The organism is Pseudomonas sp. C9, from assembly GCF_002000165.1.
Classification (GTDB): domain Bacteria; phylum Pseudomonadota; class Gammaproteobacteria; order Pseudomonadales; family Pseudomonadaceae; genus Aquipseudomonas.
Genome location: NZ_MPAK01000001.1, coordinates 5,103,129 through 5,128,329, shown reverse-complemented (window position 1 = coordinate 5,128,329; position 25,201 = coordinate 5,103,129). Strand labels below are relative to the sequence as shown.

The window sequence follows — 25,201 nt, the reverse complement described above, 5'->3', positions numbered from 1 at the left end:
ATTAAAAACAAACCATTCATTCCGAATATTCATAAAAACTTTCGGACGGATTTTGTTTATCTAATATGCTCAACACCACATGCGAACAAGTGATTAGTTATTAACGTGCACCGCTCTTCCCTCGACCACGACTCCAAGTTCGCCTGCCTAAAAAACGCCAGCAAACTCAACATGACAACAAGGAAATGGAAATGAAGATTTTGTGCGTGCATGGCATCGGCCACGAGGAAGCGGACGAGACTTTTGAGCAATCCTGGAAGCGAGCCATTACCAACGCGGTACTGAGCGCGGCGCCGAACGCCGTCATCGAACTGGACTATTTCGAATATGACGCGCGTTTTGCAAACAGCGGCCTCGGCGCGCCGGAAATTGCCGAAGCGACGCTGCGACTCCTGACCAGTTCCGTGATCCACTCGGTTGGCGACGTGTTCCGGCGCGACCGCGGCATCGGGCAATTTTCCGATCGCCTGCGCTGGACGGCCGGCATGGTGGCGCAGTGGACGGCGGACGAGAAGCTGCGAACCACATTGCGTAAAGACCTCGCCAACCGCGTCAATGATTTCCAGCCGGACATCGTCTGCGCCCACAGCCTCGGTACGCTGGTCGCCTACGACACGTTCCGGCGAGATTCGTCACTGATGAGCAATCGTGTGTTGATCACCTTCGGCTCGCAGATTGCCAACCCCGCCGTGCGCGAAACGTTCGGCGGGCGCATTGAAGGCATCGAGACAGCGTACAAGTGGTATCACCTCTACAACGAACACGACCATGTGTTTACCGCACCGCTGTACTTGCGCGATGCAAACTTCACCCAGGTCATGACGCCGTTCGACAAGCCGGGCGACGCGCTCAATCACGATGCGACGTTCTATCTGGGCCACGTCGAAACCCGGTCCAATGTATGGGGGCCCCTGTTGCAGGCAGGCCTTGCCAGAGGATTCGACAAACGCCTGCTTGCTGTCGACAAGTCACTGGGGCTTGCAGTGCCAAAGGCGCGCACCGCCCGTCGCTCGCGGGACAAGGCCCTGCTGATCGGGATCAACAATTACCCCAACCCTTCGGACCGGCTCGAAGGCTGCGTCAATGACGTGTTTCTGATGAGTTCGCTGCTGCAAGAATCGAACTTCTCGCCGGATGACATCCGCGTGGTGCTCGATGACCGCGCCACCACGGCCGGCATTCGCGATCGCCTGCACTGGCTGCTCGACGATGCTCAGGCAGGTGATCGCCGGGTGCTCTTCTACTCGGGGCACGGTGCGCAGATTCCCAATACCAATGCCGCAGGCGAAGCCGATCGCATCGACGAATGCCTGTGCCCATGGGATTTCGACTGGACACCGCAGCACGCCATCGTCGACAACGACTTTCGCGACCTATACATCCAGCTGCCATACGACACGCAGTTCATTACGATCTTCGATTGCTGCCATTCGGGCGGCATGACGCGCGAAGGCGCACGGCGTGCCCGCGGATTGACACCGCCGGATGACATCCGCCATCGCGCCCTGCGCTGGGAGGCCAAGTTGCAGATGTGGGTCGAGCGCGACTGGGTCAAACAGGCACGCAAAAGTGCACAGCAGGCCGAAGCCGCCAATACCGTGAGCAATCGCAATGGCATTCGCCGAGTCGGACAAGCCATCGCCGAGCGTGGGTACGACGACAAGCTCTACAACAAACGTCGTGCTGTTTATAAGCATAACGGCCCGTTTCTGCCGATCCTGATGTACGCCTGTGGCGAATCCCAATTGTCGTATGAATACCGTCACGGCGTGATTTCGTACGGTGCATTCACTTACGCACTCGCCCAAACGCTGCGCTCATCCAAACAACGGCCAACGTTCAATGCCCTGGTTCGCGCGACGGGCAAGCTCCTGGCCGAACTGGGTTATGACCAGAAACCGGCCATCGTCGGACCCAAGGATTTGCTCGGCAAAGTTGTTCCATAAGCCGTTATTCCCCGGCAACGCTGAAAATCCAACCGGGCGTCTTGAAGACGCCCGTTTTTTTATGGGTGCGTCAAAATCAAATCTGCTCAAGCGCGCAACTGAGCTAACGTTTGCCAAGGACCTATCACCGGAAACTGACCTCTAATAAAAATAACTGAGGGTCGCGATCAGGCTATGAACATTCTTTACGATGAACGCGTCGACGGCGCTTTGCCCGAGGTCGACAGAGCCGCCCTGCTCCAGGCACTGCGAGCACGGTTGCCGGATCTGGAAATCCTGCATCAGCAGGAGGAACTCAGACCGTACGAATGCGACGGGCTCTCCGCTTACCGCACCACGCCGCTGCTGGTGGTGCTGCCCCGCCACCTCGACGAAGTCCAGGGCATCCTTCGACTCTGCCATGAACGGCACGTCCCGGTGGTTGCCCGTGGTGCCGGTACCGGGTTGTCCGGCGGTGCATTGCCGCTGGAAAAAGGCGTATTGCTGGTGATGGCGCGCTTCAACAACATCCTGCATATCGACGCCGCCGCCCGCACGGCGCGGGTTCAGCCGGGGGTGCGTAATCTGGCGATTTCCCAGGCGGCCGCGCCCTTCGGACTGTACTACGCGCCGGACCCTTCCTCGCAGATCGCCTGTTCTATTGGCGGCAACGTCGCCGAAAATGCCGGTGGCGTGCATTGCTTGAAGTACGGCCTGACCGTGCACAACGTGCTCAAGGTCGACATCCTGACCGTCGATGGCGAACACCTGACGCTGGGCAGCGAAGCACTCGATTCACCGGGCTTCGACCTTCTGGCCCTGTTCACCGGCTCTGAAGGCATGCTCGGGGTGATTACCGAAATCACCGTCAAACTGCTGCCCAAACCGCAAACGGCAAAGGTACTGCTGGCCGCGTTCGATTCCGTCGAAAAGGCCGGTCGCGCAGTGGGCGACATCATTGCGGCCGGGATCATCCCCGGTGGTTTGGAGATGATGGACAACCTGGCCATTCGCGCCGCCGAGGACTTTATCCACGCTGGTTATCCCGTCGACGCCGAAGCCATTTTGCTCTGCGAACTCGATGGCGTTGAGGCCGACGTTTTCGATGACTGCAACCGCGTGCGCCTAGTGCTGGAACAGGCCGGCGCCACCGAAGTCCGCCAGGCCCGTGACGAAGCGGAGCGCGTGCGCTTCTGGGCCGGACGCAAGAATGCCTTTCCAGCGGTGGGACGCCTCTCACCCGATTATTACTGCATGGACGGGACGATCCCGCGCCGCGAACTGCCCGGCGTGTTGCAGGCGATTGCTGCGCTGTCGGTCGAATATGGCCTGCGGGTCGCCAATGTTTTCCATGCGGGCGACGGCAACATGCATCCGCTGATTCTGTTCGATGCCAACCAACCCGGCGAACTGGATCGCGCCGAAACCCTGGGCGGCAAAATCCTTGAGTTGTGCGTGAAGGTCGGCGGCAGCATTACCGGTGAACACGGTGTGGGCCGCGAGAAAATCAATCAGATGTGCGCGCAGTTCAACAGCGATGAGTTGACGCTGTTCCATGCGGTCAAAGCCGCCTTCGATCCGGGCGGCCTGCTCAATCCCGGCAAGAACATCCCCACCCTGCACCGCTGCGCCGAGTTTGGCGCCATGCACGTGCATTCGGGTCAGATGCCCTTCCCTGATCTGGAGCGTTTCTGATGCTTGAACCCTACGATATGGATGACAGCGATGCCCTGCTGGAGCAGGTCAATCAGGCGCTGCAAAACGCCACGCCGTTGCGCATTCAGGGCTCCAACAGCAAGGCGTTTCTTGGGCGCATCGTCGCGGGCGAAGTCCTCGACACACGCACTCATAGAGGCATCGTCAGTTATGACCCGACCGAGCTGGTGATCACCGCCCGTTGCGGTACGCGGTTGTCAGAATTGGCCAACGTCCTGGACGACGCGCAGCAAATGCTGGCGTGCGAACCGCCCTCCTTCGGTGACGACGCCACCGTCGGCGGCATGATTGCCTGCGGATTGTCGGGGCCACGGCGCCCGTGGTCTGGATCGGTCAGAGATTTTGTCCTCGGTACGCGGGTGATCACCGGGCTAGGCAAGCATTTGCGCTTCGGTGGCGAAGTCATGAAGAACGTCGCAGGCTACGACCTCTCGCGCTTGATGGCTGGCAGTTTCGGGGCGTTGGGTGTGGTGACGGAGGTCTCGCTCAAGGTCCTGCCCAAACCACGTCAGTGCCTGAGTATCAGCCTGGAAGTGGACAGCGACCGTGCCTTGCTGCTCCTGGCGGAATGGGGCCAACAGCCGCTGCCGATCAGCGGGGCGAGCCACGACGGGCAACGCCTGCACCTGCGGCTGGAAGGAGGCGAAGGCTCGGTGGCGGCGGCCCATGACCGTTTGGGCGGCGAGTTGCTGGACGCGTCGTACTGGGAAGACCTCAATGAGCATCGACTGAGTTTCTTCGATGAGGACCAGCCCCTTTGGCGCTTGTCCCTGCCTCACAACACGCCTCGGCTTTCCCTGCCCGGTGTGCAACTGATCGATTGGGGCGGCGCACAGCGCTGGCTCAAATCCGAGGCGCAGGCATCGTTCATTCGCAAGATCGTGAGCGAGGTCGGCGGGCATGTGACCTGTTACAGCCACGGCCTGATCGAAAGCCCCTTCCAACCGTTGCCGGCGGCGCTGATGCTGTACCACCGAAACCTCAAGCAGCAGCTCGATCCACGGGGCATCTTCAATCCCGGTCGCCTGTATGCGGAGTGTTGAACCATGCAGACCACACTCAGCGAACACGCCCGCCAACTGCCCCGCGCCGAAGAAGCCGAAAGCATTCTGCGCACGTGCGTGCACTGCGGTTTTTGCAACGCCACTTGCCCAACGTACCAGTTGCTGGGCGATGAACTGGATGGGCCGAGGGGACGCATCTACCTGATCAAGCAGGTGCTGGAAGGCCACGAGGTCACCAGCAAAACCCAACAGCACCTGGACCGTTGCCTGTCGTGCCGCAACTGCGAAACCACCTGCCCCTCCGGCGTCGATTACCACAACTTGCTCGACATCGGTCGCGCAGTCGTGGACGCGGCCGTACCGCGCTCACTCGAGCAGCGCTTGTTGCGCGAAGGTTTGCGCAGCGTCGTGCCCAATCCCGGACTGTTCAAGGCGCTGGTCAATAGTGGGCAAGTGTTCCGTGCACTGCTGCCAAACACTTTGCAGGCCAAACTGCCGCGCCGTGTGTACCCGGCGAAACCACGACCGACGGTGCGCCACGCCAGGCAGGTATTGATCCTGGAAGGCTGCGTTCAGCCGGGTTTGTCACCCAACACCAATGCCGCCACCGCACGCGTGCTGGACCGGTTGGGCATCAGCGTCATACCGGCCCGCGAGGCCGGTTGCTGCGGCGCCGTCGACTATCACCTCGACGCCCAGGCGGCGGGGCTGGACCGTGCCCGCCGCAACATTGATGCGTGGTGGCCGAGCATCGAGAGCGGTGCCGAAGCCATCGTGCAGACCGCCAGCGGTTGCGGTGCATTTATCAAGGACTACGGCCACTTGCTCCGCACCGACCCGGCCTATGCCGACAAGGCGAAAAAGGTCAGCGCCCTGGCCAAGGACCTGGTCGAAGTGCTGCGCGATGAACCACTGGAAAAACTCGGCATCCACAGCGATCAGCGCCTGGCGTTCCACTGCCCCTGCACCTTGCAGCATGCGCAAAAACTCGGTGGCGCGGTGGAGGCTCTGCTGACGAACCTTGGGTTCAACCTCACGCCCGTGCCCGACAGCCACCTGTGCTGCGGCTCGGCGGGCACCTATTCGCTGACCCAACCCGAACTGTCCCGACAACTGCGCGATAACAAACTCAATGCGCTGGAAAGCGGGCACCCCGAAGTCATTGTTACCGCCAATATCGGTTGTCAGACCCATCTCGACGGTGCCGGTCGAACCCCGGTCCGGCACTGGATTGAACTGGTGGAAGCCGCCCTGCCCTGATCACCCTTTGGAGCCATTGCCATGAAGAGTAAAGCCGTACTGAGCCAGATCGAGGTCAGCCAGATCCTCACCGCCGCCCGCACCGAAGCACAGAACAATCAATGGGCCGTGACCATCGTTGTTGTCGATGACGGCGGGCATCCCCTGGCGCTCGAACGCCTCGACGGTTGCGCGGCCATCAGCGCCTACATTGCCACCGAAAAAGCCCGCACCTCGGCGTTGGGCCGGCGCGAATCCAAGGGTTACGAGGAGATGGTCAACGGTGGGCGCTACGCCTTTTTATCAGCGCCGCTACTGACGTCACTTGAAGGGGGCGTGCCGATCATTGTCGGTGGGCAGGTGATTGGCGCGGTCGGCGTGTCCGGCGTCAAGGCCGAGCAGGATGCACAAGTGGCCAGGGCCGGCGCGCAATGCCTGAAGTAACACCCTCAGCGAAGCAGCCTGTAGCAGCTGGCGAAGCCTGCGTTCGGCTGCGTAGCAGTCGTGAAATCCTACGATGCTGTGTTTCAGGAACTCCGCGCGTACAGAATTTACGACTGCTACGCAGCCGAACGCAGGCTTCGCCAGCTGCTACACGCTCGTGCGTTGTTATTTACGCGCCAACTTAAACCGCACGCATTCTTCATAGAAACTCTGCCGCACAGCAGCAGGCGTGTAGCGCGAAGGGCTGTCGTAGGTTTGCTCGGTAATGCCCATCGCCATCATGCGCATCCACGATTTGTTGAATTTATAAACCTGAATCTTCTGGCGCGCGGCATACAGCGACACCCCGGACAGCTTGAGTTCCTGCGCTCTCGCCGCCGTTCCTGCACCCCAGTCGCACATATACCGGTCATTGGGCATCAATTCCCTGGCCTGGACAGCGCCGGCAGTGCTTGCCAGGGCAAACGAGATCATCGTGACAGCTACGTTGCGCACTTGCATTAGCCCTAACCACCTGAAAATAAAGTGATTTTGGCGATAGTTTTGCGCTTGCGGGGCCAGCAAATTGCCTTATTTGATCAAACAACAGTAAACGGGCTCAGGATCAGCCCTGAGCCCGATAACGCACCCTCAGCGCAGCGCCGCCCTCATCTCATTCACCCGCTCGTTCCAGGTGAAGTGATAGACATTGGCTGGCGGTAAGGGATGACACTTACCGTTGTCCGCATCGGCGCCCACAATCGACCACTGCGCGCGCGAGGTTTCGCCCAGCTCACGGGCGGTCTGGGCATTGAAACACTTGCCCAGCTCCTCGTCGGGCACCAGTGCAAACGCCTTGGGATGATCGCGCAACCATTGGGCCGCTTGCTCGACCGAGGAACCGGCCATGCCGAAATGCACAATCGGTTGCCGGGCGTATAACCAGTGCCCCTCACGCCAGTTGACCAACACCAGCTCCGCGCCACCGGTCATTGTCGCGGCCTGTTCCATGATCGCGTTATGCGGGTTGGCACCGTCCCTGACCGGTTCGATGAACCCTCGGGCGAACCACAGTGCAAACCAGATCACGGCCACCGCCTGGAACACCTGCCGACCGCGCGGGCGCTGGCTGAACCAGCGTTTGAGCAACCAGGGAATCAGCGGTGCCGCCACCAGCACCAGCCCGGGCAGCGCCGGGTAGATGTACAACTTGCGCTTGCCGCTGCTGATGCAAAAAAACAGCACCACCAGCATGACCCAGCCCAGCAGCACCAACACGCGACCGTCGTGCTTGCGCAACTGCCGACGCCACGCGGGCACCAGCCACGGCAATGCAAGCACCAGCGGCAGCCAGTATTGCGGGATCACATAAACGAAGAAGTACCAGAACGGTTCGCGATGGTCCCAGGCCGCGGCATATCGCCCTGCGGTCTGACGCAGCAGTATTTCCTTGGCATAGGCGATTTCATCAGCGCCACCGTTGAGCACGATGGACAACGCCAGGGGCAGCAACCAGATCGCCGTGGCACCCAACATCACCGCCAACCCCAACCACCACTTGCGCGCCTCGCCCGGCATCGCCACCACGCCGGACCAGTCTTTGCGCACGGCATAGGCATAGGGAATCAACATCAATGCAGGGACGAACCCGACGCCTTTGGTGATCACGCCCACGCCCATGGCGGCGCAGCCCAGGTAAAACCAGCGCCAGGCCGGGCCGAGCAACAGGTGCCGCGCCAGGCCGTACAGGCCGACCGAGGTGAACAGCACCAGAAAGCTGTCGATCTGACCGGTCTGCAGAATGCTGTAGGTCTGATACGTGGCCAGATACAGCAGCGCTGCGATCCGGCCAATACGCTGATTCCACAAACGGCGGCCCAAATCGTAGACCACTGCAGTGACCGTCACGCCCGACAACAGGCCCGGAATATACAGGGCAATGGCCGGTTTCCCGGTCAACCAACTGAAGAACGCCACTGTCCACATGAAAATCGGTGGCTTGTCGCCGTAAATCTCTGCCGCCCGGTGCGGAATGAGCCACGAACTGTTGTGCAACATCTCCAGGGCAACACCCAGGAATCGTTCCTCGTCGACATTCTGTGGCTGACGCAGCCCCAATCCGGCGCCGATCAACAGCAGCGCCAGCAACATCAGGCCCAGGCATTCAACACCGGGCGACAGCGATCTACGCATGACTCATTCCTTCACCAGTTTGCTTTTGGCAATCAGCTGCAAATTGCGCAGATAAACAATCGAGCCAAACGCCTGACCGACAATGAACACCGGGTCCTGGCGGTAAATCGCGTAGGCCAGCAGCAATGCGCTGCCGATGATGCTCAAGTACCAGAACGCCACGGGAATCACGCTGCGCTTCTGGTACTCGCTGTACAACCATTGCAAGACAAAACGACCGGTGAAGGCGATCTGGCCAATGAAACCGACCGCCAGCCACAGGGTTTCGCGGGAGAAACTCATCCTTCGATCTCCAGTGCCTTGGTATTGAGGCGCGTGCGCTTGATCAGCCACCAGACACCGACCAGGTCCAGAATGCCCACCAGCGCGCGGTCAAGGTTGCCGTACTTGGACACCCCGGCCGTACGGGGACGATGGTTGACCGGGTGGACGATCATTCGGCCGTTGTGACGCTGGATCAGTGCTGGCAGGAATCGATGCATATGGTCGAAGTACGGCAAGCGCAAAAACGCTGCGCGCTCGATCAGCTTCAGCCCGCAACCGGTGTCCGGCGTGGCGTCGTTGAGCATGCGCCGACGCAGACCATTGGCGAAACGCGACGCCCAGCGTTTACTCGCGGTGTCGCGGCGGTTGACCCGGTGACCGGCCACCAGTTGAACGTCGACCGGACCATGACCGCCACGCACCAATTGCAACATGCCGGGGATGTCCGCCGGGTCGTTTTGACCGTCGCCATCGAGCGTCGCCAGCCACTGCCCGCGAGCCGCGAGCGCGGCATGGTAAAGCGAGGTGCTTTGGCCCAGCGAACGCTCATGACACAAAATGCGCAGCGTGCTCAGGCCACTGTTTTTGATCTGTTGCAGTTCGTGCAAGGTGGCGTCGGTGCTGCCATCGTCGACCACGACGATTTCGTACGCTTCATCCGCCAATGCGGCGCGCACTTCCTCAATCAAGGGCTTGAGGTTGTTGGATTCGTTCTTTGCCGGAATCAGTACCGATACAAAAATATTTTGGCTCACAGGGTTCGCCCGCCGCTATTGGTTGACATCAAGGGTGAACGCTTCATAGCTGATAGAAGTGGCGATACCACTTCACAAATTCCGCCACACCGGTTTCAACCGCTACTTGCGGGCGGAAATCGACCCAGTCCGCCAGCACCGACACATCGGCCCAGGTCTTGATCACATCGCCCGCCTGTAGCGGTAAGTAATTGCGCCGGGCCTTGATGCCCAGCACGTTTTCCAGACAGTCGACGAACGCCAGCAACGGCACTGGTTCGCCCCGGCCGATGTTGAAGATTCGGTTGGCGGCTTCACCGTCATCGCCCTGTACCGGCGGTTTTGTCCGCAGGCGCGCAATGCTTTCAACAATGTCATCGACATACGTGAAATCGCGGGCCATCTCGCCGTGGTTATAGATATCGATCGGCTCGTCATTGAGGATCGCCTTGGTGAACTTGAACAAGGCCATGTCTGGCCGGCCCCACGGCCCGTAAACGGTGAAAAAGCGCAGGCCGCTGGTACGAATTCCGTAGAGATGGCTATAACTGTGCGCGAGCATTTCATTGGCGCGTTTGCTGGCGGCATACAGCGAAACCGGGTGATCGACGGCGTCTTCGACGCTGAACGGCATTTTGCTGTTGGTGCCGTACACCGAACTGCTCGACGCATAGATCAAATGCTCCGGGCGATGGTGCCGACAGGCTTCCAATACATTCAGAAAACCCACCAGGTTCGATTGCGCATAAATGTCCGGGTTGTCCAGCGAATAGCGAACACCCGCCTGCGCCGCCAAATGCACGACCTCGGTGAAAGCATGCTCTTTGAACAACGTCATCAAGGCCGGTTTGTCGACAATATCGAGTCGCTGGAAACGAAAACCCCGCAAGGACTCCAACTCTTTGAGCCGTGCCCTTTTGAGCTCTACGCTGTAGTAGTCGTTGAGGTTGTCGATACCGATCACTTCAAGACCTTGCTGACACAAACGCTTAACAGTGTGATAACCAATAAAACCGGCAGCGCCGGTAACCAGAACAGTCATAGCACCTCATTATTATTCGAGACCCGCTTCAACTTCATGCCCTGCACCATTGATAAGTCATTGAGGCCCGTGACATCGTTGACACGAAGCCACCGTTACCCTGCCTGTCCAATGGTGAAATCTTGTTACATATTTATTTAAATTGTATGAAGGCGACAAGAGTGCGCAATCGCGTTTTGACGCTACTGATAAGCCTTGTCATTTGCGGCATGGCCAGTGCCGAACAAAGGCCTGCGAACATGGTGTATTTGCGCACCATCGACCCGAGCATAGAACAGGATATGCGTTATGCCGGTGCTCACAACTTCACCGGGCACCGGCTCGACGGTTACGACGCAGCCGAATGCCTGTTGTTCGTGGACACCGCCAAGGCCCTCGCCCGGGTCCAGGCGGCCTTGCGCCTGCAGGGCTACGGTTTGAAGGTATTCGATTGCTATCGACCCAGCCGCGCCGTCGCCGACATGGGCCGCTTCGCGACAGAACCGGGCGACCCACGCAAGGCCGAGTTCTATCCACGGGTGGACAAACAGGACTTCTGGCGCCTGGGCTATGTGGCGCGGGTGTCGGGGCACTCCAGAGGCTCGACCGTGGACCTGACACTGACCGGTCCGAACGCCTTGCCCGCCGACCAATGGACGCCATTGGCCGCGCCCATCGATTGCACTGCCCCCTATGAACAGCGCTGGCATGACGGCGCACTCGACATGGGCACCGGGTTCGATTGCTTCGATGAACGCGCGCACACCGCCAACCCTTCGATCAATGCCACCGCAAAAGAAAACCGTCAGCGCCTGAGCAGCGCCATGGAGAAAGAAGGGTTTAGCGGGTATTCGAAGGAATGGTGGCACTTCACGTTCGGTGGCGAAGGCGCGCCAAAGGACGTGATGGACTTCCCGATTACACCCATCAGCACCCGCGACGCGATCGCTGCCAGTGGCCAGTTGATTGTGGTTACCAGCAAAAACTGGGATGACATCCAGGGCACCGCACAGCGCTATGAGCGCGACGGCACCTCCTTTCGAAAAGTTGGGGATGCGTTTCCAGTGATGGTGGGTAAAAACGGCATGGGTTGGGGCAAGGGTCTTGCCAGCGTTGACGCCGGTGAAGGCCCGGTCAAACGCGAAGGCGACGGAAAGGCACCGGCCGGGGTCTTCAAACTCGGAACGGCATTCGGTTACGACACCACGGCCGACACCCAATTACCGTACCTCTCGCTGACACCGAGCACCGAATGCGTGGATGACGGCCAGTCCAGACGCTACAACGAACTGGTCGACGGCGCGGCGATTGCCAAGGACTGGAGCAGTTCTGAGCACATGCGCAACGAGCCAGGTTATCGCCAAGGCATTTTCATCGAGCACAATACCCCGGCCAATGCGGGCTCGGGCTCGTGCATTTTCTTCCATATCTGGCGCGGCCCGACCTCACCGACGCTGGGCTGCACGGCCATGGATCAGGGAGATATTGCCGCGCTGCTCAAATGGCTGGACCCTCGCGAGTCACCGTTGCTGGTGCAAATGCCGCAGGCGCAATACGAGCGGTTTCAAGAGGGCTGGAATTTGCCGTGACGTTGGTGGCGCTTGGGTTGGATCAACTGGAAAGGTACTGTTACCAAAGCTCGCCAACCGCCAAAACAAAGGAGCTGAATAAGCGGAGCGTCGTGTACAGAACAGCCCAATCAAAAGTCAGGGATATTCCTGCCGGGCATGCAAAACGGTCACGATCTCAATTCGATCCGTCACTCTATAGACCACCAGATAATTGGGGTGCACAACAATTTCCCGTGTACCGGGCACACGGCCAAATCGATAAAGGTAGGGATGTTGAGGAAGTGCTGAGGTAGCAACTTCAATAGCTTGGTACAACTCACTAGCCGCTACAAGGTGACGGTCGCCAATATAATCCAGAATTTGCCAGAGTTCAGCCCGAGCCTCGGGCCGCCACTCAACCAGCATCGCGCTTGTTGCGCTTGGATTCGATCAAGGCTCGCATATCAGCCATCACCTGATCGTGTGGGACATTCGGGCGTGGATCATCGAGCGAGGCTTGCACTTTGGCACGAAACCAATGGTCGTAGCTGGCAGCCTGCTCTTCAGTTTCAAACTCTGAAACGATGGGGGAAAGTTCGGCGCTCATAGTGACCTCCGGATTTGATGTTTAGCAGTCTAATCGGTAAGTGGCTTGCTGTCGTCGCTGGCAAGATGAAGGGCGTTCATGCCTGCTACCGACAGTCCGCTCACTCCTTCCTGTTGCAGCGACCACGCTACCCGCCTCGCTTCCGAGCGCCAACCCTAAAACCCTGTGGGATATTTCTTCGATTATTTGAAAGCAGTCGCACGTCTTACGGTGCCTGTTTTATGACGCGCGGTTGCCGCCCCAGCCACTTTCGTAAGGCCCGGCTCCTTCTCAACCCTGCTTCAAATCAAGGCAATACGTGTAATACCCCCCGTCACGCACATACCCCAATGACTCATACAAACGCTGTGCACCAAGATTGTCGGTGGCCGTTTCCAGCACCATGCCCTTGGCACCGCTCAACACCGCAAATTCGCGAGCGGTGTTCATCAGCAACGTCCCGACCCCTCGCCCTCGGGCCTGGGGGCTGGTGAACAGGTCGCTGAGCAACCATGTGCGGTGGGCGTCAATGGAGGAAAACGTCGGGTACAACTGCACAAAACCCAACGCGTGGCCTGCGGTGTCTTCGGCGAGGAAAATCGCCGATTCGTCCCGGGCAATACGTTCGGCGATGAAATCGCGCGATTGCGTCAGGTTCGAGGGCTGGCCGTAAAAGCCTCGGTAGGCGTCGAAAAGACGCGCCACCTTGTCGAGATGGGTGGCGTCGACACGCAGGGCTTGTACGACCATTTTGAGGTTCCTCTGCAATGCGTTACTTCGGCTGCGCAACCGTGCGCAAATAAGGCTTGATGGTTTTGAAGCCATCGGGGTATTTCTTGCGTGCGTCTTCATCGGACACCGACGTGGGGATGATCACGTCTTCACCCGGACGCCAGTTCACTGGAGTCGCGACGGTGTGTTTGGCGTTCAGTTGCAGGGAATCCAGCAGACGCAGTACCTCATCGAAGTTTCGCCCGGCACTCATCGGGTAGATCAGCATGGCCTTGACCTTTTTGTCCGGGCCGATGATGAACACAGAGCGCACGGTGGCATTGTCTACGGCGGTGCGGGCGCCGCCGCTGGCATTCGGATGGATCATGTCGTAGAGCTTCGCCACGACCAGGTTTTCGTCACCGATCATCGGGTAGTTGACGGCGTGCCCCTGGGTTTCTTCGATGTCTTTGGCCCAGCTTGCATGATTGCTGACCGGGTCGACACTGAGTCCGACGATCTTGGTGTTGCGCTTGTCGAACTCCGGTTTGAGCCCTGCCATGTAGCCCAGTTCAGTGGTGCATACCGGGGTGAAGTCCTTCGGATGGGAAAACAGAATGGCCCATTTGTCGCCAATCCATTCGTGGAAGTTCAGCGTGCCTTCGGTGCTTTCGACGGTAAAGTCCGGTGCCTCGTCGCCAATGCGGATTGCCATGTTCGTTCTCCTTACTGTGGGGTCGTAGGGAAAACCGTCGGAATGGGGGACGTCTCCAACGGCATTCAGGATCGGTGTTGAACCTGCCAACGCGGATCAGTATAGGAGACGCTTCAAGACACGGCAGTGACCGCCGTACTGGATCAATAAGCCTTTGATTTCATAAGAGCAAAACCAATCAGGTCGCCCGACCGGCGACCTGATTCATTTCGAACACATCAAACCCGGACGTTGCGTCCCGGCAGCGTCGACCGCTGGCTGTTTTCCCAATCTTGCACAAGGCCGACAGGCGCGTCGGAAGCCGGCAGCATGGTGCGTCCGCGCACCAGATCGCTGGCCCGCTCGGCGAGCATGATCGTCGGTGCATTGAGGTTACCGTTCGGTTCGGTCGGGAACACCGACGAGTCGATCACGCGCAACCCGGCGATGCCATGCACCCGCAGCTCGGAATCCACCACCGCCATGTCGTCCTCGCCCATGCGGCACGAGCCGCAGGGGTGGTAGGTGCTTTCGAGGTTTTCACGCACGAAGGCATCCAGGTCTTCATCGCTGGTCACCTGTGCGCCCGGTGCGATTTCGCCATCGCGGAAACGGTCCATCGCTTTCTGGCCAATGATCTCCCGGGTCAGCCGGATGCAGCGGCGGAAGCCCTCGCGGTCCTCTTCCCGTTGCAGGTAGTTGAACTGAATCTGCGGATGCTCATACGGGTCGGCTGAAACCGCGCGCACAAAGCCGCGGCTCTTGGGTTTGTTCGGCCCGGTGAGCACCATGAAGCCATGGCCCTTGATCGGTTTATTGCCGTCGTAGCGCATCGCAGCAGGCAGGAAGTGGAACTGAATGTCCGGCCAGCGCAACCCCTTGTCCGAGCGAATGAAACCACCCGCCTCGAAATGGTTGGTGGCGCCGAGCCCGTCCTTGAACAGCAGCCAGCGCAAACCGATCATCAACTTGCTCAGCGGGTCCATTTTGCTGTTGAGGGTCACCGGTTCCTTGCAGCCGAACTGGATGTACACCTCGGCGTGATCCTGCAGGTTCTCCCCTACTCCCGGCAGGTCATGGCGCACGCCGATCCCGGCTTTGCGCAGGACCTCGGCCGGGCCGATTCCGGAACGTTGCAGCAGGTGCGGCGAACCGATGGGGCCCGAGGAAATCAGCACTTCACGGTTGCAATAGACTTGGTGAGTCTGACCGTCGTGGTCGTACATGACGCCGACCGCGCGTTTGCCTTCAAGGATGATCTGTCGGGTCATCGCGTGGGTGATCACCGTCAGGTTCGGACGGCCCATGGCCGGGCGCAAATAGGCGTTGGCCGTGGAGCAGCGCACGCCGTTTTTCACGGTCATGTGCATGGCGCCAAACCCTTCCTGCATGTAGCCGTTGCAGTCGTCGGTCTTGATGTAACCCGCTTCCGCGCCAGCTTCGACCCACGCCCCGTACAGCGGGTTTTTCATGTGGTTGCCGTTGGTGGTGTGCAACGGCCCGGTTTGCCCACGGTAGCTGTCGCCGCCCGACTCGTAGCTTTCGGCGCGTTTGAAGTACGGCAGGCAATTACGATAGCCCCAACCCTGCGCGCCGAGCGATTCCCACTCATCAAAGTCATAGGCGTGACCACGAATGTAGACCAGGCCATTGATCGACGAAGAGCCGCCCAACACCTTGCCGCGCGGGCAGTGAATGCGCCGGCCGTTGAGGAACGGCTCCGGCTCGGTTTCGTAGCGCCAGTTGTATTTCTTGGTGTTCATCGGGATCGAAAACGCACTGGGCATCTGGATCACCACACTGCGATCACTACCACCGAATTCCAGGACCAGAACCGAGGTGTCCGGGTCTTCGCTCAAGCGGTTGGCCAACACACAACCCGCCGAGCCTGCGCCAATGATGATGTAGTCGTAATTTTGCGTAGCCATGGTTATCTCCCGGCTGTCGATTCGTTGAATACCGGCGTCGAACGTTGGGTCAGCGAATCGCCAGTGGTGTATTGAGGAGAGGTTTTCTCGATGTGCTGGATAACGGCTTCTTCACGCTTGAGGTCGATCGAGCGGCTGAACCAGTAGTAAACCAGGCCCGATACGATCAGCCCGACCAGCCAGGCGATGTCGATGCTGCCCAGCGCCTTGGCGAGCGGGCCGACATAGACCTCACGCTGCTCAACGCCGTCGTAGATGTAGAAGAACGGGATCATAGAGATGAAACCGATGGCATACGCGGCGATGCCACGCAGGCCCCAGCTGCCGTAGATGTTGCCGTGGGGCATGAAGAAGTGCGGGATGGCATAGCGGCCTTTGCGCACGAAGAAATAGTCGGTGAGGTTGACCGAGGTCCAGGGCACCAGGAAGTACAGCATCACCACCAGGTAGATCCCCAGCACCGACAAGCCTTTGCCCGAACTCTGGATGCTCAGGGCCACGCCCAGTTGCAGCAGGATCACAAAACCGATCGCCAGGATCCGCGCCTTGCGCGTCGGCTCGATGTGCTTGATGGAGTCGACGCAGGTCAGCGTGGTCAGTTTCGCGCTGTAGATGTTCATCGCAATCACCGGCAGGAACGCCAGAATGGTGATCACCACCACCGCCGTACCGATCAGCGGTGAAACGGTGTTGCCGACTTGTCCAAGGGCCACCAGCACATCGGTGGAGTGCAGGTGATCGGCCAGCCAGCCACCGACGGAAATCATCCACGCACCGGACAACGACGCGCCCAGGAACACCACCGCAATCAGCTTGCCGCTGGAGGTGTTTTTCGGCAGGTAACGCGAATAGTCGGAGACGTAAGGCGCGTAGGCGATGTTGTAACTGGCCGCCGCCGCGAACTGGGCGATGAAACCGGTCCAGTTGAAGCCCAACGGAGCAGGCGCCACCTCACCGGCGGCGAGCACTGGCATCGCCGCATCAGGCACCCAACCCATCATCACCGCCAGCGTGACCAGCCCGTACAGCGGAATCGACAAGTACAACGCCCATTTGAAACTGCGGTGCATCCAGTCATGACCAAGAATCGCGAGGATCGCCGCCGGTATTGTCACCGCCACTGCGATCACCCAGGGTTCGAACCCGAATAAGGTGTGCAAGCCCTGCATCATCAACACCAGGTTGACGATGTTGAACCCGGCAAACACAAACAGCGTCGCCAGCAGGACCAGAATCACACCGCGATAGCCGAACTGCGCACGCGACTGAATCATTTGTGGCAGGCCCAGGTGCGGGCCTTGCGAACCGTGAAATGCCATGAACAGCGTGCCGAACATGATGCCCAGCGTGCCGGCGAGTGTGGTCCAGAGCGCAGTCAGGCCGACGCTTGGGCCAACGAAGCCGATGGTCATGGTGAAGAAGGTGAAATTGCCGAGGAACCAGAACGGGCCTTGGCTCGACAGTTTGTCGGTGCGTTCGTGCTCCGGGATGAAGTCGATCGAATGGCTTTCGACGATCGGTTTGTCATCGAGAAGCGACACGCTAGGAGCGGCTTTGGCGTCAGTGTTCATGATGGACTCTTATTGTTGGAAGATCATGACGGAATAACTGCATTCTTTCGGGTGAACGACGCCCGGGCGCATCCTTGCCGTTCCCTGTTGTTGAAGATGCCGCGAACCGTGTAGCAGCTGCTGAAGGCGGCGTCCGGCGGCGCAGCCGTCGTAAACCCGATGACCAAGGCTTACCAGACACACCACCCTCACTGGTTTTACGACGGCTGCGCCGCCGGACGCAGGCTTCGCCAGCTGCTACGGATTGCGTTGCGGCTGAACCGACAGAAAGACGTCAGCCGTGACTCAGGGCAGCGTGATCCAGACGGCCTTGGTTTCGAGCAGGTAATCGAGCTGCTCGGCGCCCAGGTCCTTGCCGAATCCGGACTGCTTGTAGCCACCGAACGGCATCGACGGGTCGAGGGTGCCGTGGGCATTGACGTAGACCGAACCGGCCTTCAGCCGTGGAATCAGGCTGTGCACCTTGCCCAGGTCATTGGAATAAAGGGCTGCGGCCAGGCCGTACACCGAGTCATTGGCCAAGGCCAGCGCCTCTTCCTCATCGTCGAACGGTGCGGTGACCAGCACCGGGCCAAAGATCTCTTCCTGGACAATGCGCATGTCGTTGCGGCAATGGGCGAAGATGGTCGGCTCGACGAAGAAGCCCGGGCCATCGACGGGCTGGCCGCCGTAGACCAGTTCGGCGCCTTCCTGCTTGCCGGTTTCGATGTACTCGGTCACGCGTTGCTTTTGCAGCGCCGACACCAGCGGACCGATGAAGCAGTCAGGGTCCAGGCCCGGTGCGATTTTCAACGTGCGGGTATAGGCGATCAGTTCACGCAGGAATTCGTCGTAGACACTGCTATGAATATAGGCCCGTGTACCGGCGTCGCATACCTGCCCGGAGTTGAAAAACACGCCGTTGGCGACCGCTTGAGCGGCGGCCGGGATGTCGGCGTCGGCGCAGACGATGACCGGCGATTTACCACCGAGTTCGAGCGTCAGGCGCTTCATGTCTTCCAGCGCTGCGCGGCCGACAGTCTGGCCGACCGGGGTCGAGCCGGTGAAGGTCAGTTTGTCGATGCCAGGGTGCGTGGCCATGGCGGCGCCGACCACGCTGCCGCGCCCGGACACGATGTTGATGACGCCATCCGGGATGCCGGCTTCCTGCACCAGTTCGGCAAAACGCAGGGCCGACAGCGAGGTCAGCTCGGCGGGTTTGACCACCACGGTGCAACCGGTCGCCAGGGCGGCGCCGAGCTTCCAGGCCATGGTTTGCAACGGGAAGTTCCATGGCACGATAGCGCCGACCACACCCACCGGTTCTTTGCGCGTATAGGCCAGGTAATTGCCCGGCAGCGAGGGCTCGACGGTGCGCCCGTGAAGCTTGGTCGCCCAACCGGCGAAATAACGCAGGGTGTCGACTGTGCCCTGGATATCGACGTCTTTGGCAAACGCTACGGACTTGCCCATGTCGATCGATTCGATTTGCGCCAGCTCCTCGGCGTTCTGTTCAATCAGGTCAGCCAGGCGCTGGATCAGCCGTTCGCGTTCGGCCGGTTTGGCCTGGCGCCAGGCGCCGCCGTCGAACTGCGCGCGAGCCGCTTGCACGGCGCGGTCCAGGTCATCGGTGGTGCCCATCGGAATACGCGTGATCAGGCCTTCGGTCGACGGCTCGATGACATCGGACGTCTGCCCGTCGCTGGCCTCGACAAAAGCACCGCCGATGAACATTTTCTGCACCTTGCCGAGGAAGGTCTGGGTCGCTTCGGAGACGCCAAATTTCTGCAGGTACTGCTTAACGATCGTGTCCATTTTTATTCTCTCTGCCCGGCAGTCAGGTCCTGCCGGGTCACTGTGGTTCGAGGATCGATCCGTGCCGTCAGGCCGGAGTGGCTTCGCCTTCGGCCGCACGCACCTTGGCCCGCTCGTGGAAGATGAAACCGATGCTGTTGAGCAGCAGTTGCGCGGCGAGAATCGAAGTCATGCCGCTCGGGTCATACACCGGTGCAACCTCCACCAGGTCCATGCCGACGATGTTGCCCTTGCTGCGCTTGGCCAGGGCCTGGATGATTTCCAGCACTTCGTAGTAGAGGAAGCCGCCGTGACTTGGCGTGCCAGTGCCCGGGGCGATGGACGGGTCAAAACCGTCGATATCGATGGTGATGTAGTAATTGATGTTCTGCGGGATCAACGCCAGCACACCCTCGACGCCGAGGCGACGTACATCACGTACCGAGAGAATCTTCGAACCCGCCTCGTGGGCCGCTTCGTAGTCATCGCGGTTGGAGGACGACACGTTGCGGATGCCCATCTGGGTCATGCCGACGATGTGGTTCATTTCCGAGGCGCGGCGCAGCGGGTTGCCGTGGCCGTAGCGCACACCGTGGCGTTCATCGACGAAGTCCAGGTGCGCATCGAAGTGGATGATGTGGATCGGGCCACGGCCCTCGAACGCTTTGATCACCGGCGCGTGCACCGAGTGATCGCCGCCGAGCACCACCGGCATGACACCGGCATCGAGAATCTTGCGCACGGCGTATTCGGTGTTCTTGTTACTGGTGACCATGTCGGTGTGCACGATATCGGCATCGCCGACATCGACCATGCGCACGTCGGCGGCGGTCAGGTACATCACGTCGTCTTCGTGGTCATAGGCGCCGGCATGGCCGAAGGAAAACAGCGTCGATGCTTCGCGAATCCCGCGTGGTCCGAAGCGTGCGCCGGAGCGCCATTGGGTGCCCATGTCGTTGGGAACGCCGAGCACCGCGACGTCGGCATCCAGCGCGTCCCAATCGGTGCACACCGGGGATTTGCCAAAGGTGCAATGACCCACGAATGGCAGGTTCAGACGACCGGATTCATAACCGTTGTTCGACATTTCAAGCCTCTCCACTTTTTGTTATCGGCTGGGCGGACTGCAAGGCGACCGCCGTTGGAATGACTATGGGCGCAGGTTTTCGTGGAAAAAATGCTAAACATCAGATACTCATATCGGCATTACCGATGCATCCACACGCGGGAGATCCAACGTGATTCAACTGCACGATGTCGATCTGAAATTACTCAGGGTGTTTGCCACGATTGTCAGGTGCGGCGGTTTTTCCGCAGCGCAAGCGGCGTTGAACGCCGGCCAGTCAACCATCAGCGAACAGATGACTCATCTGGAGACCCGACTGGGGGTCAAACTCTGTCAGCGCGGGCGCAGCGGCTTTCGCTTGACCGAGCAAGGCGTGGCCATTCATGAAGCCACCCAGCGCCTGCTGTCGGCGGTGGAAAATTTCTGCATGGACGCCGACGTGCTCAAGCAGCACATCAGCGGCAAGCTCAACCTGGGGATCATCGACACCACCATCACCGACCCCGATTCGCCGCTGCCGCGCACCACTCAGCGCTTTGTGTCCAGGGGGCACGACGTGCACCTCAACGTGTACGTGGGCACCCCCGCCGAACTCGAAGAACGCGTACTCGACGGCCGGTTGCACCTGGCCATCGGGCACTTCCCGATCCACGTTCCGGGCCTGCTGCACACACCGCTGTATCAGGAAGCGTTGGGGTTGTATTGCGGGCGGCGGCATCCGCTGTATGGCAGTAAGGCCGAAGGTGATGAACTGCTCGAAGAAATCGCCGCAAGCCGGATTGTCGTGCGCGGCTACATGCAGCAATACGACCTTGAACACCTGGGCGTCAGCAAAGCTGCGGCCACCGTCGACAACATCGAGGCGCTCGCCATTTTGCTGATCTCCGGGGCCTATCTGGGGTTTCTCCCGGCGCACTTCGCCAGCCAGTGGATCAAGACCGGGGAGATGCATCAACTGGCGCCGAACAGCTTGCAATTGATGTCGCCGTTCGACGTGATTACCCGGCGCGGTACGGCCCCGCCGCCGATCCTCCAGGCGTTCCTCGAAGACCTGGCCGCGTGCTCGCGTAAAACCGGCAATGGCTGATCTGCGCTCGCCACAGGTCAACACTGCCCGGCATACTCATTGACGCCACCACCCCGTTCGCCACCCTTGCAGGCCCGTTATGCGCATCCACGTCACCTTCATCGACCGCGTCGGCATCACCCAGGAAGTACTGGCCCTGCTCGGTGGGCGCCGGTTCAATCTGGACGCCGTCGAGATGGTGCCACCGAACGTTTACATCGATGCACCGACCCTCGGCGTCGATGTTCTGGAAGAGCTGCGCGAGGCGTTTCTCGGCGTACAAGGTGTGCAAGCGGTGACGATGGTCGACATCCTTCCGGGGCAACGCCGAAGCTTGCAACTCGATGCCTTGCTGGCGGCCAGCACCGACGCGGTATTGGCGGTGGATGACCGCGGTTTTGTATTGCTGGCCAACCCGGCGCTGATCGCTTTGTGTGGTCGCGAACCGGCCGGTGAATCGCTGAGTGCGTTGTTCGATGATCCGTCGCTGCAACAGACGCTGATCGAACACCACTTCCGCCTGCCCATGCACGAGGTCAGCCTGGGCGGCCAGACGTTGCTGCTGGACGCCATGCCGATCACCGATGCCGGCGCCCTGCTGACGCTGTATCACCCGAACCGCATCGGCGAACGCCTGTCGGCGCTGCACCATGACCATGCCGAAGGGTTCGATGCTTTGCTGGGCGAATCCCCGGCGATTCGCACGCTCAAGGCCCGTGCCCAGCGCGTGGCCACGCTCGACGCGCCGCTGTTGATCCAGGGAGAAACCGGCACCGGCAAAGAGCTGGTGGCCCGCGCTTGCCATGCGATCAGCACGCGGCGCGATTCGCCGTTTTTGGCGTTGAACTGCGCAGCCCTCCCGGAAAGTCTCGCCGAAAGCGAACTGTTCGGCTACGCCGCCGGGGCCTTCACCGGCGCCCAGCGTGGCGGCAAACTCGGCCTGCTGGAACTGGCAGACCAAGGCACAGTGTTCCTCGACGAAGTCGGTGAAATGTCGCCCTACCTGCAAGCCAAGTTGCTGCGTTTTTTGAGCGATGGCTGCTTCCGTCGGGTCGGTGGCGATCGCGAGGTCAAGGTCAACGTTCGGGTGCTGAGCGCCACCCACCGCGACCTGGAAAAAATGGTCGCTGAAGGTCACTTTCGAGAGGACCTGTTCTACCGTCTCAATGTCCTCAACCTGCAAGTGCCGCCGCTGCGTGAGCGCGGCCACGACATCCTGTTGATGGCCAACCACTTCATGCAGCAGGCCTGCGCACAGATCCAGCGTCCGGTGTGCCGTTTGGCCCCAAGCACCTTTCCTGCCCTGCTCGGCAACCGCTGGCCGGGCAACGTTCGGCAGCTGCAAAACGTGATTTTCCGGGCGGCGGCGATTTGCGAAAATCCGCTGGTGGACATCGACGATCTGGACATTGCCAGAACCGCTGTAGAGCGGCAAAACGACGGTGAAGTGGGCAGCCTCGAAGCTGCCGTCGAAGGCTTTGAAAAGCACCTGCTGGAACAGCTTTACCGCAGTTATCCCTCCAGCCGCTTGCTGGCTGCGCGGCTGCAAACGTCACACAGCGCCATCGCCATTCGCCTGCGCAAGTACGGCATTCCCACCAAGCCCTGAGCCCTGCCCCAAACAACACAAGGACCCTGTGGGAGCGGGCTTGCCCGCGATAGCGGTGTGACATTCAGCATTGATGTTGACTGACACTCCCTCATCGCGGGCAAGCCCGCTCCCACAGGGATTTGTAGTCGTCTTGAAATCGCTACAGCGTATCGAATTCAAGACAACCTTCTGCGACCCCATTTTTTCCTGCCCTGCTCGTTGCCCTCCTCTTGTCCGTATTGATTTCAATACAGGAAAACCCTATTGGCACTTTCAATAACATAACAACTCTTTGATTTTAAACAACTAACCAACATTGGCATCGCCCTTGCTATCTCTGTTCCAGCCACGCTCGCTGCCCCGCACGAGCCTGTAAACGTCATCCGCCACCAGCAGTGGATGAGTCTGAACAATGAGGAGTTGTTATGAGCGAATTGCGTTTTACCGTCGATCACGAATGGTTGCGCCTTGAGAGCAATGGCCTGGTCACCGTTGGCATCACTGAGTTTGCCCAGCAGGCATTGGGGGATGTGGTGTTCGTTCAGGTGCCTGAACTGGGCGCCTTCGATGCAGGCGCTGAAGTGTCGGTACTGGAATCGGTGAAAGCGGCCAGCAGTATCGGCATGCCGCTGGACGGTGAAGTGGTCGAGATTAACGCGACGCTCGAGAGCACTCCGGAACGGGTCAACGAAGACCCATTGGGCGAAGGCTGGTTCTTTCGCTTCAAACCGGTCGATGTCGAGGCATTGAGCGACTTGCTGGATCAAGACGCCTATGAACGCCTGACCGCAGAACACGCCGACGCTTGAAGCCCCCCCACGCATTTCCTGAATCCGAAAAAGGACCACACCATGTTCAGCAAACACGACCAGATCAAAGGCTACGACGACGAACTGCTAGCGGCGATGAATGCCGAAGACGCACGGCAAGAGCACCACATCGAACTGATCGCCTCCGAGAACTACACCAGTCAACGGGTGATGGAAGCGCAAGGCAGTGGCCTGACCAACAAATACGCCGAAGGTTATCCAGGCAAGCGCTATTACGGTGGCTGCGAACACGTTGATGTGGTCGAACAACTGGCGATTGACCGGGCCAAACAATTGTTCGGCGCCGATTACGCTAACGTCCAGCCACACTCCGGCAGTCAGGCCAACGCCGCCGTCTTCCTCGCGCTGCTGCAAGCGGGCGACACCGTATTGGGCATGAGCCTGGCCCATGGCGGCCACTTGACCCACGGTGCCAAAGTGAGTTTTTCCGGCAAGCTCTACAACGCCGTGCAGTACGGCATCGACACCGCCACCGGGCTGATTGATTACGACGAAGTCGAGCGTTTGGCCGTCGAGCACAAACCGAAAATGCTCATCGCCGGATTCTCCGCCTATTCCAAGACGTTGGACTTCCCGCGTTTCCGCCAGATCGCCGACAAAGTCGGGGCTTACCTGTTCGTCGACATGGCCCACGTCGCCGGGCTGGTGGCGACCGGCTTGTACCCGAACCCGATCCCCTTCGCCGACGTCGTCACCACCACCACGCACAAAACCCTGCGCGGTCCGCGTGGCGGCCTGATCCTGGCCAAGGCCAATCCGGAACTGGAGAAAAAACTCAACGCGGCAGTGTTCCCGGGCGGTCAGGGCGGTCCGCTGATGCACGTGATCGCGGCCAAAGCGGTGTGCTTCAAGGAAGCGCTGGAGCCCGGTTTCAAAACCTATCAGGCGCAGGTGATCCGCAATGCCCAGGCGATGGCCAAGGTCTTTATCGATCGGGGTTTCGACGTCGTTTCCGGTGGCACCGACAACCACCTGTTCCTGGTCAGCCTGATTCGCCAGGGCCTGACCGGCAAAGACGCCGACGCCGCCCTCGGCCGCGCCGGTATCACCGTGAACAAGAATGCCGTGCCCAATGATCCGCAATCGCCGTTCGTGACCTCGGGCCTGCGCATCGGCACGCCGGCGATCACCAGCCGTGGTTTCAAGGAAGCGCAGAGTATCGAGTTGGCGGGATGGATCTGCGACCTGCTTGATCACCTTGGTGATGCCGATGTCGAGGCGCACGTCGCCCGACAAGCCGCTGCAATGTGCAGTGACTTCCCGGTCTACCGCGACTGATCAGCCACGGGAGGGTTAACCGCCCTCCCGCTCGCGCC

The 25,201-nt window shown here is 60.0% G+C and carries 23 protein-coding genes; 10 read left to right on the top strand and 13 right to left on the bottom strand.

All coding sequences use genetic code 11. From position 1 onward, the window contains the following. Positions 1–191: 191 nt before the first annotated feature. The 5 genes from BMS17_RS24010 (at position 192) to BMS17_RS23990 (ending at position 6,328) form a co-directional block, all read left to right on the top strand. The gene (locus tag BMS17_RS24010) at positions 192–1,946 is read left to right on the top strand and encodes a caspase family protein (RefSeq protein ID WP_175648995.1); all 1,755 of its coding nucleotides are present in this window, start codon (positions 192–194) and stop codon (positions 1,944–1,946) included. 174 nt (positions 1,947–2,120) lie between these two features. Then, complete coding sequence (gene glcD, locus BMS17_RS24005; protein ID WP_046030448.1) at positions 2,121–3,620, top strand: glycolate oxidase subunit GlcD; 1,500 nt, start codon at positions 2,121–2,123, stop codon at positions 3,618–3,620. After that, entirely contained in the window at positions 3,620–4,684 is a 1,065-nt protein-coding gene (gene glcE / locus BMS17_RS24000) for a glycolate oxidase subunit GlcE (protein ID WP_077431925.1), read from the top strand. The genes glcD and glcE overlap by 1 nt, the downstream gene beginning before the upstream one ends. Positions 4,685–4,687: 3 nt before the next feature. Next, entirely contained in the window at positions 4,688–5,905 is a 1,218-nt protein-coding gene (gene glcF / locus BMS17_RS23995; protein WP_077431924.1) for a glycolate oxidase subunit GlcF, read from the top strand. A gap of 21 nt (positions 5,906–5,926) precedes the next feature. Further along, positions 5,927–6,328 (top strand): heme-binding protein, encoded by a 402-nt coding sequence (locus BMS17_RS23990; protein ID WP_046030451.1) that lies wholly within the window; start codon positions 5,927–5,929, stop codon positions 6,326–6,328. A 165-nt stretch (positions 6,329–6,493) separates the two neighbouring features. Here BMS17_RS23990 and BMS17_RS23985 read toward each other — a convergent pair whose 3' ends face one another. The 5 genes from BMS17_RS23985 to BMS17_RS23965 all read right to left on the bottom strand — a co-directional run bounded on the left by BMS17_RS23985 (position 6,494) and on the right by BMS17_RS23965 (position 10,540). After that, positions 6,494–6,823, bottom strand: a complete 330-nt coding sequence (locus BMS17_RS23985; protein ID WP_046030600.1) for a hypothetical protein — start codon at positions 6,821–6,823, stop codon at positions 6,494–6,496. A 135-nt stretch (positions 6,824–6,958) separates the two neighbouring features. Beyond that, positions 6,959–8,500, bottom strand: a complete 1,542-nt coding sequence (locus tag BMS17_RS23980; RefSeq protein ID WP_046030453.1) for a glycosyltransferase family 39 protein — start codon at positions 8,498–8,500, stop codon at positions 6,959–6,961. Between the two features lie 3 nt (positions 8,501–8,503). Further along, positions 8,504–8,782 (bottom strand): lipid-A-disaccharide synthase N-terminal domain-containing protein, encoded by a 279-nt coding sequence (locus BMS17_RS23975; protein ID WP_046030454.1) that lies wholly within the window; start codon positions 8,780–8,782, stop codon positions 8,504–8,506. After that, positions 8,779–9,519 carry a glycosyltransferase family 2 protein gene (locus BMS17_RS23970; protein ID WP_046030456.1) on the bottom strand — a complete coding sequence of 247 codons (741 nt, stop codon included), beginning with the start codon at positions 9,517–9,519 and terminating at the stop codon, positions 8,779–8,781. Before BMS17_RS23970 ends, BMS17_RS23975 begins: the two co-directional genes overlap by 4 nt. A gap of 43 nt (positions 9,520–9,562) precedes the next feature. Continuing rightward, positions 9,563–10,540, bottom strand: coding sequence for an NAD-dependent epimerase (locus tag BMS17_RS23965; protein ID WP_046030458.1), 978 nt, complete (start codon positions 10,538–10,540; stop codon positions 9,563–9,565). 209 nt (positions 10,541–10,749) lie between these two features. Here BMS17_RS23965 and BMS17_RS23960 point away from each other — a divergent pair, with 209 nt between their 5' ends. Further along, positions 10,750–12,108: a M15 family metallopeptidase gene (locus tag BMS17_RS23960; RefSeq protein WP_256577263.1), complete on the top strand. Its 1,359-nt coding sequence runs from the start codon at positions 10,750–10,752 to the stop codon at positions 12,106–12,108. 117 nt (positions 12,109–12,225) lie between these two features. Here BMS17_RS23960 and BMS17_RS23955 read toward each other — a convergent pair whose 3' ends face one another. The 8 genes from BMS17_RS23955 to speB form a co-directional block, all read right to left on the bottom strand. Further along, positions 12,226–12,495: a type II toxin-antitoxin system RelE/ParE family toxin gene (locus tag BMS17_RS23955; RefSeq protein WP_077431922.1), complete on the bottom strand. Its 270-nt coding sequence runs from the start codon at positions 12,493–12,495 to the stop codon at positions 12,226–12,228. Further along, positions 12,485–12,676 (bottom strand): hypothetical protein, encoded by a 192-nt coding sequence (locus BMS17_RS23950; protein WP_046030461.1) that lies wholly within the window; start codon positions 12,674–12,676, stop codon positions 12,485–12,487. The genes BMS17_RS23955 and BMS17_RS23950 overlap by 11 nt, the downstream gene beginning before the upstream one ends. A 270-nt stretch (positions 12,677–12,946) precedes the next feature. Beyond that, positions 12,947–13,405, bottom strand: coding sequence for an N-acetyltransferase (locus BMS17_RS23945; RefSeq protein WP_046030464.1), 459 nt, complete (start codon positions 13,403–13,405; stop codon positions 12,947–12,949). 22 nt (positions 13,406–13,427) lie between these two features. Continuing rightward, positions 13,428–14,081 carry a peroxiredoxin gene (locus BMS17_RS23940; protein WP_046030465.1) on the bottom strand — a complete coding sequence of 218 codons (654 nt, stop codon included), beginning with the start codon at positions 14,079–14,081 and terminating at the stop codon, positions 13,428–13,430. Between the two features lie 218 nt (positions 14,082–14,299). Beyond that, positions 14,300–15,988, bottom strand: a complete 1,689-nt coding sequence (betA, locus tag BMS17_RS23935) for a choline dehydrogenase (RefSeq protein WP_077431921.1) — start codon at positions 15,986–15,988, stop codon at positions 14,300–14,302. Between the two features lie 2 nt (positions 15,989–15,990). After that, positions 15,991–17,559, bottom strand: a complete 1,569-nt coding sequence (locus tag BMS17_RS23930; RefSeq protein ID WP_077431920.1) for a cytosine permease — start codon at positions 17,557–17,559, stop codon at positions 15,991–15,993. A 285-nt stretch (positions 17,560–17,844) separates the two neighbouring features. Next, positions 17,845–19,353: an aldehyde dehydrogenase gene (locus BMS17_RS23925; protein ID WP_077431919.1), complete on the bottom strand. Its 1,509-nt coding sequence runs from the start codon at positions 19,351–19,353 to the stop codon at positions 17,845–17,847. Between the two features lie 67 nt (positions 19,354–19,420). Continuing rightward, positions 19,421–20,419 carry an agmatinase gene (gene speB / locus BMS17_RS23920; protein WP_046030470.1) on the bottom strand — a complete coding sequence of 333 codons (999 nt, stop codon included), beginning with the start codon at positions 20,417–20,419 and terminating at the stop codon, positions 19,421–19,423. A 151-nt stretch (positions 20,420–20,570) separates the two neighbouring features. Here speB and BMS17_RS23915 point away from each other — a divergent pair, with 151 nt between their 5' ends. From BMS17_RS23915 to glyA, 4 genes are all read left to right on the top strand, one after another. After that, positions 20,571–21,485 carry a LysR family transcriptional regulator gene (locus BMS17_RS23915; protein WP_046030472.1) on the top strand — a complete coding sequence of 305 codons (915 nt, stop codon included), beginning with the start codon at positions 20,571–20,573 and terminating at the stop codon, positions 21,483–21,485. A gap of 79 nt (positions 21,486–21,564) precedes the next feature. Next, positions 21,565–23,073, top strand: a complete 1,509-nt coding sequence (locus BMS17_RS23910; RefSeq protein ID WP_046030474.1) for a sigma-54-dependent transcriptional regulator — start codon at positions 21,565–21,567, stop codon at positions 23,071–23,073. Positions 23,074–23,480: 407 nt separating this feature from the next. Next, entirely contained in the window at positions 23,481–23,864 is a 384-nt protein-coding gene (gene gcvH / locus BMS17_RS23900) for a glycine cleavage system protein GcvH (protein ID WP_007942957.1), read from the top strand. Positions 23,865–23,906: 42 nt separating this feature from the next. Beyond that, entirely contained in the window at positions 23,907–25,163 is a 1,257-nt protein-coding gene (glyA, locus tag BMS17_RS23895) for a serine hydroxymethyltransferase (protein ID WP_046030478.1), read from the top strand. The last annotated feature ends 38 nt before the right edge of the window (positions 25,164–25,201 follow it).

What these genes read in the sequence shown, in the direction of transcription:
- BMS17_RS24010 (WP_175648995.1), top strand. Translation starts at nt 192, where the DNA reads ATGAAGATTTTGTGCGTGCATGGCATCGGCCACGAGGAAGCGGACGAG.
- glcD (WP_046030448.1), top strand. Translation starts at nt 2,121, where the DNA reads ATGAACATTCTTTACGATGAACGCGTCGACGGCGCTTTGCCCGAGGTC.
- glcE (WP_077431925.1), top strand. Translation starts at nt 3,620, where the DNA reads ATGCTTGAACCCTACGATATGGATGACAGCGATGCCCTGCTGGAGCAG.
- glcF (WP_077431924.1), top strand. Translation starts at nt 4,688, where the DNA reads ATGCAGACCACACTCAGCGAACACGCCCGCCAACTGCCCCGCGCCGAA.
- BMS17_RS23990 (WP_046030451.1), top strand. Translation starts at nt 5,927, where the DNA reads ATGAAGAGTAAAGCCGTACTGAGCCAGATCGAGGTCAGCCAGATCCTC.
- BMS17_RS23980 (WP_046030453.1), bottom strand. Translation starts at nt 8,500, where the DNA reads ATGCGTAGATCGCTGTCGCCCGGTGTTGAATGCCTGGGCCTGATGTTG.
- BMS17_RS23975 (WP_046030454.1), bottom strand. Translation starts at nt 8,782, where the DNA reads ATGAGTTTCTCCCGCGAAACCCTGTGGCTGGCGGTCGGTTTCATTGGC.
- BMS17_RS23965 (WP_046030458.1), bottom strand. Translation starts at nt 10,540, where the DNA reads ATGACTGTTCTGGTTACCGGCGCTGCCGGTTTTATTGGTTATCACACT.
- BMS17_RS23960 (WP_256577263.1), top strand. Translation starts at nt 10,750, where the DNA reads ATGGCCAGTGCCGAACAAAGGCCTGCGAACATGGTGTATTTGCGCACC.
- BMS17_RS23955 (WP_077431922.1), bottom strand. Translation starts at nt 12,495, where the DNA reads ATGCTGGTTGAGTGGCGGCCCGAGGCTCGGGCTGAACTCTGGCAAATT.
- BMS17_RS23950 (WP_046030461.1), bottom strand. Translation starts at nt 12,676, where the DNA reads ATGAGCGCCGAACTTTCCCCCATCGTTTCAGAGTTTGAAACTGAAGAG.
- BMS17_RS23945 (WP_046030464.1), bottom strand. Translation starts at nt 13,405, where the DNA reads ATGGTCGTACAAGCCCTGCGTGTCGACGCCACCCATCTCGACAAGGTG.
- BMS17_RS23940 (WP_046030465.1), bottom strand. Translation starts at nt 14,081, where the DNA reads ATGGCAATCCGCATTGGCGACGAGGCACCGGACTTTACCGTCGAAAGC.
- betA (WP_077431921.1), bottom strand. Translation starts at nt 15,988, where the DNA reads ATGGCTACGCAAAATTACGACTACATCATCATTGGCGCAGGCTCGGCG.
- BMS17_RS23930 (WP_077431920.1), bottom strand. Translation starts at nt 17,559, where the DNA reads ATGAACACTGACGCCAAAGCCGCTCCTAGCGTGTCGCTTCTCGATGAC.
- BMS17_RS23925 (WP_077431919.1), bottom strand. Translation starts at nt 19,353, where the DNA reads ATGGACACGATCGTTAAGCAGTACCTGCAGAAATTTGGCGTCTCCGAA.
- speB (WP_046030470.1), bottom strand. Translation starts at nt 20,419, where the DNA reads ATGTCGAACAACGGTTATGAATCCGGTCGTCTGAACCTGCCATTCGTG.
- BMS17_RS23910 (WP_046030474.1), top strand. Translation starts at nt 21,565, where the DNA reads ATGCGCATCCACGTCACCTTCATCGACCGCGTCGGCATCACCCAGGAA.
- gcvH (WP_007942957.1), top strand. Translation starts at nt 23,481, where the DNA reads ATGAGCGAATTGCGTTTTACCGTCGATCACGAATGGTTGCGCCTTGAG.
- glyA (WP_046030478.1), top strand. Translation starts at nt 23,907, where the DNA reads ATGTTCAGCAAACACGACCAGATCAAAGGCTACGACGACGAACTGCTA.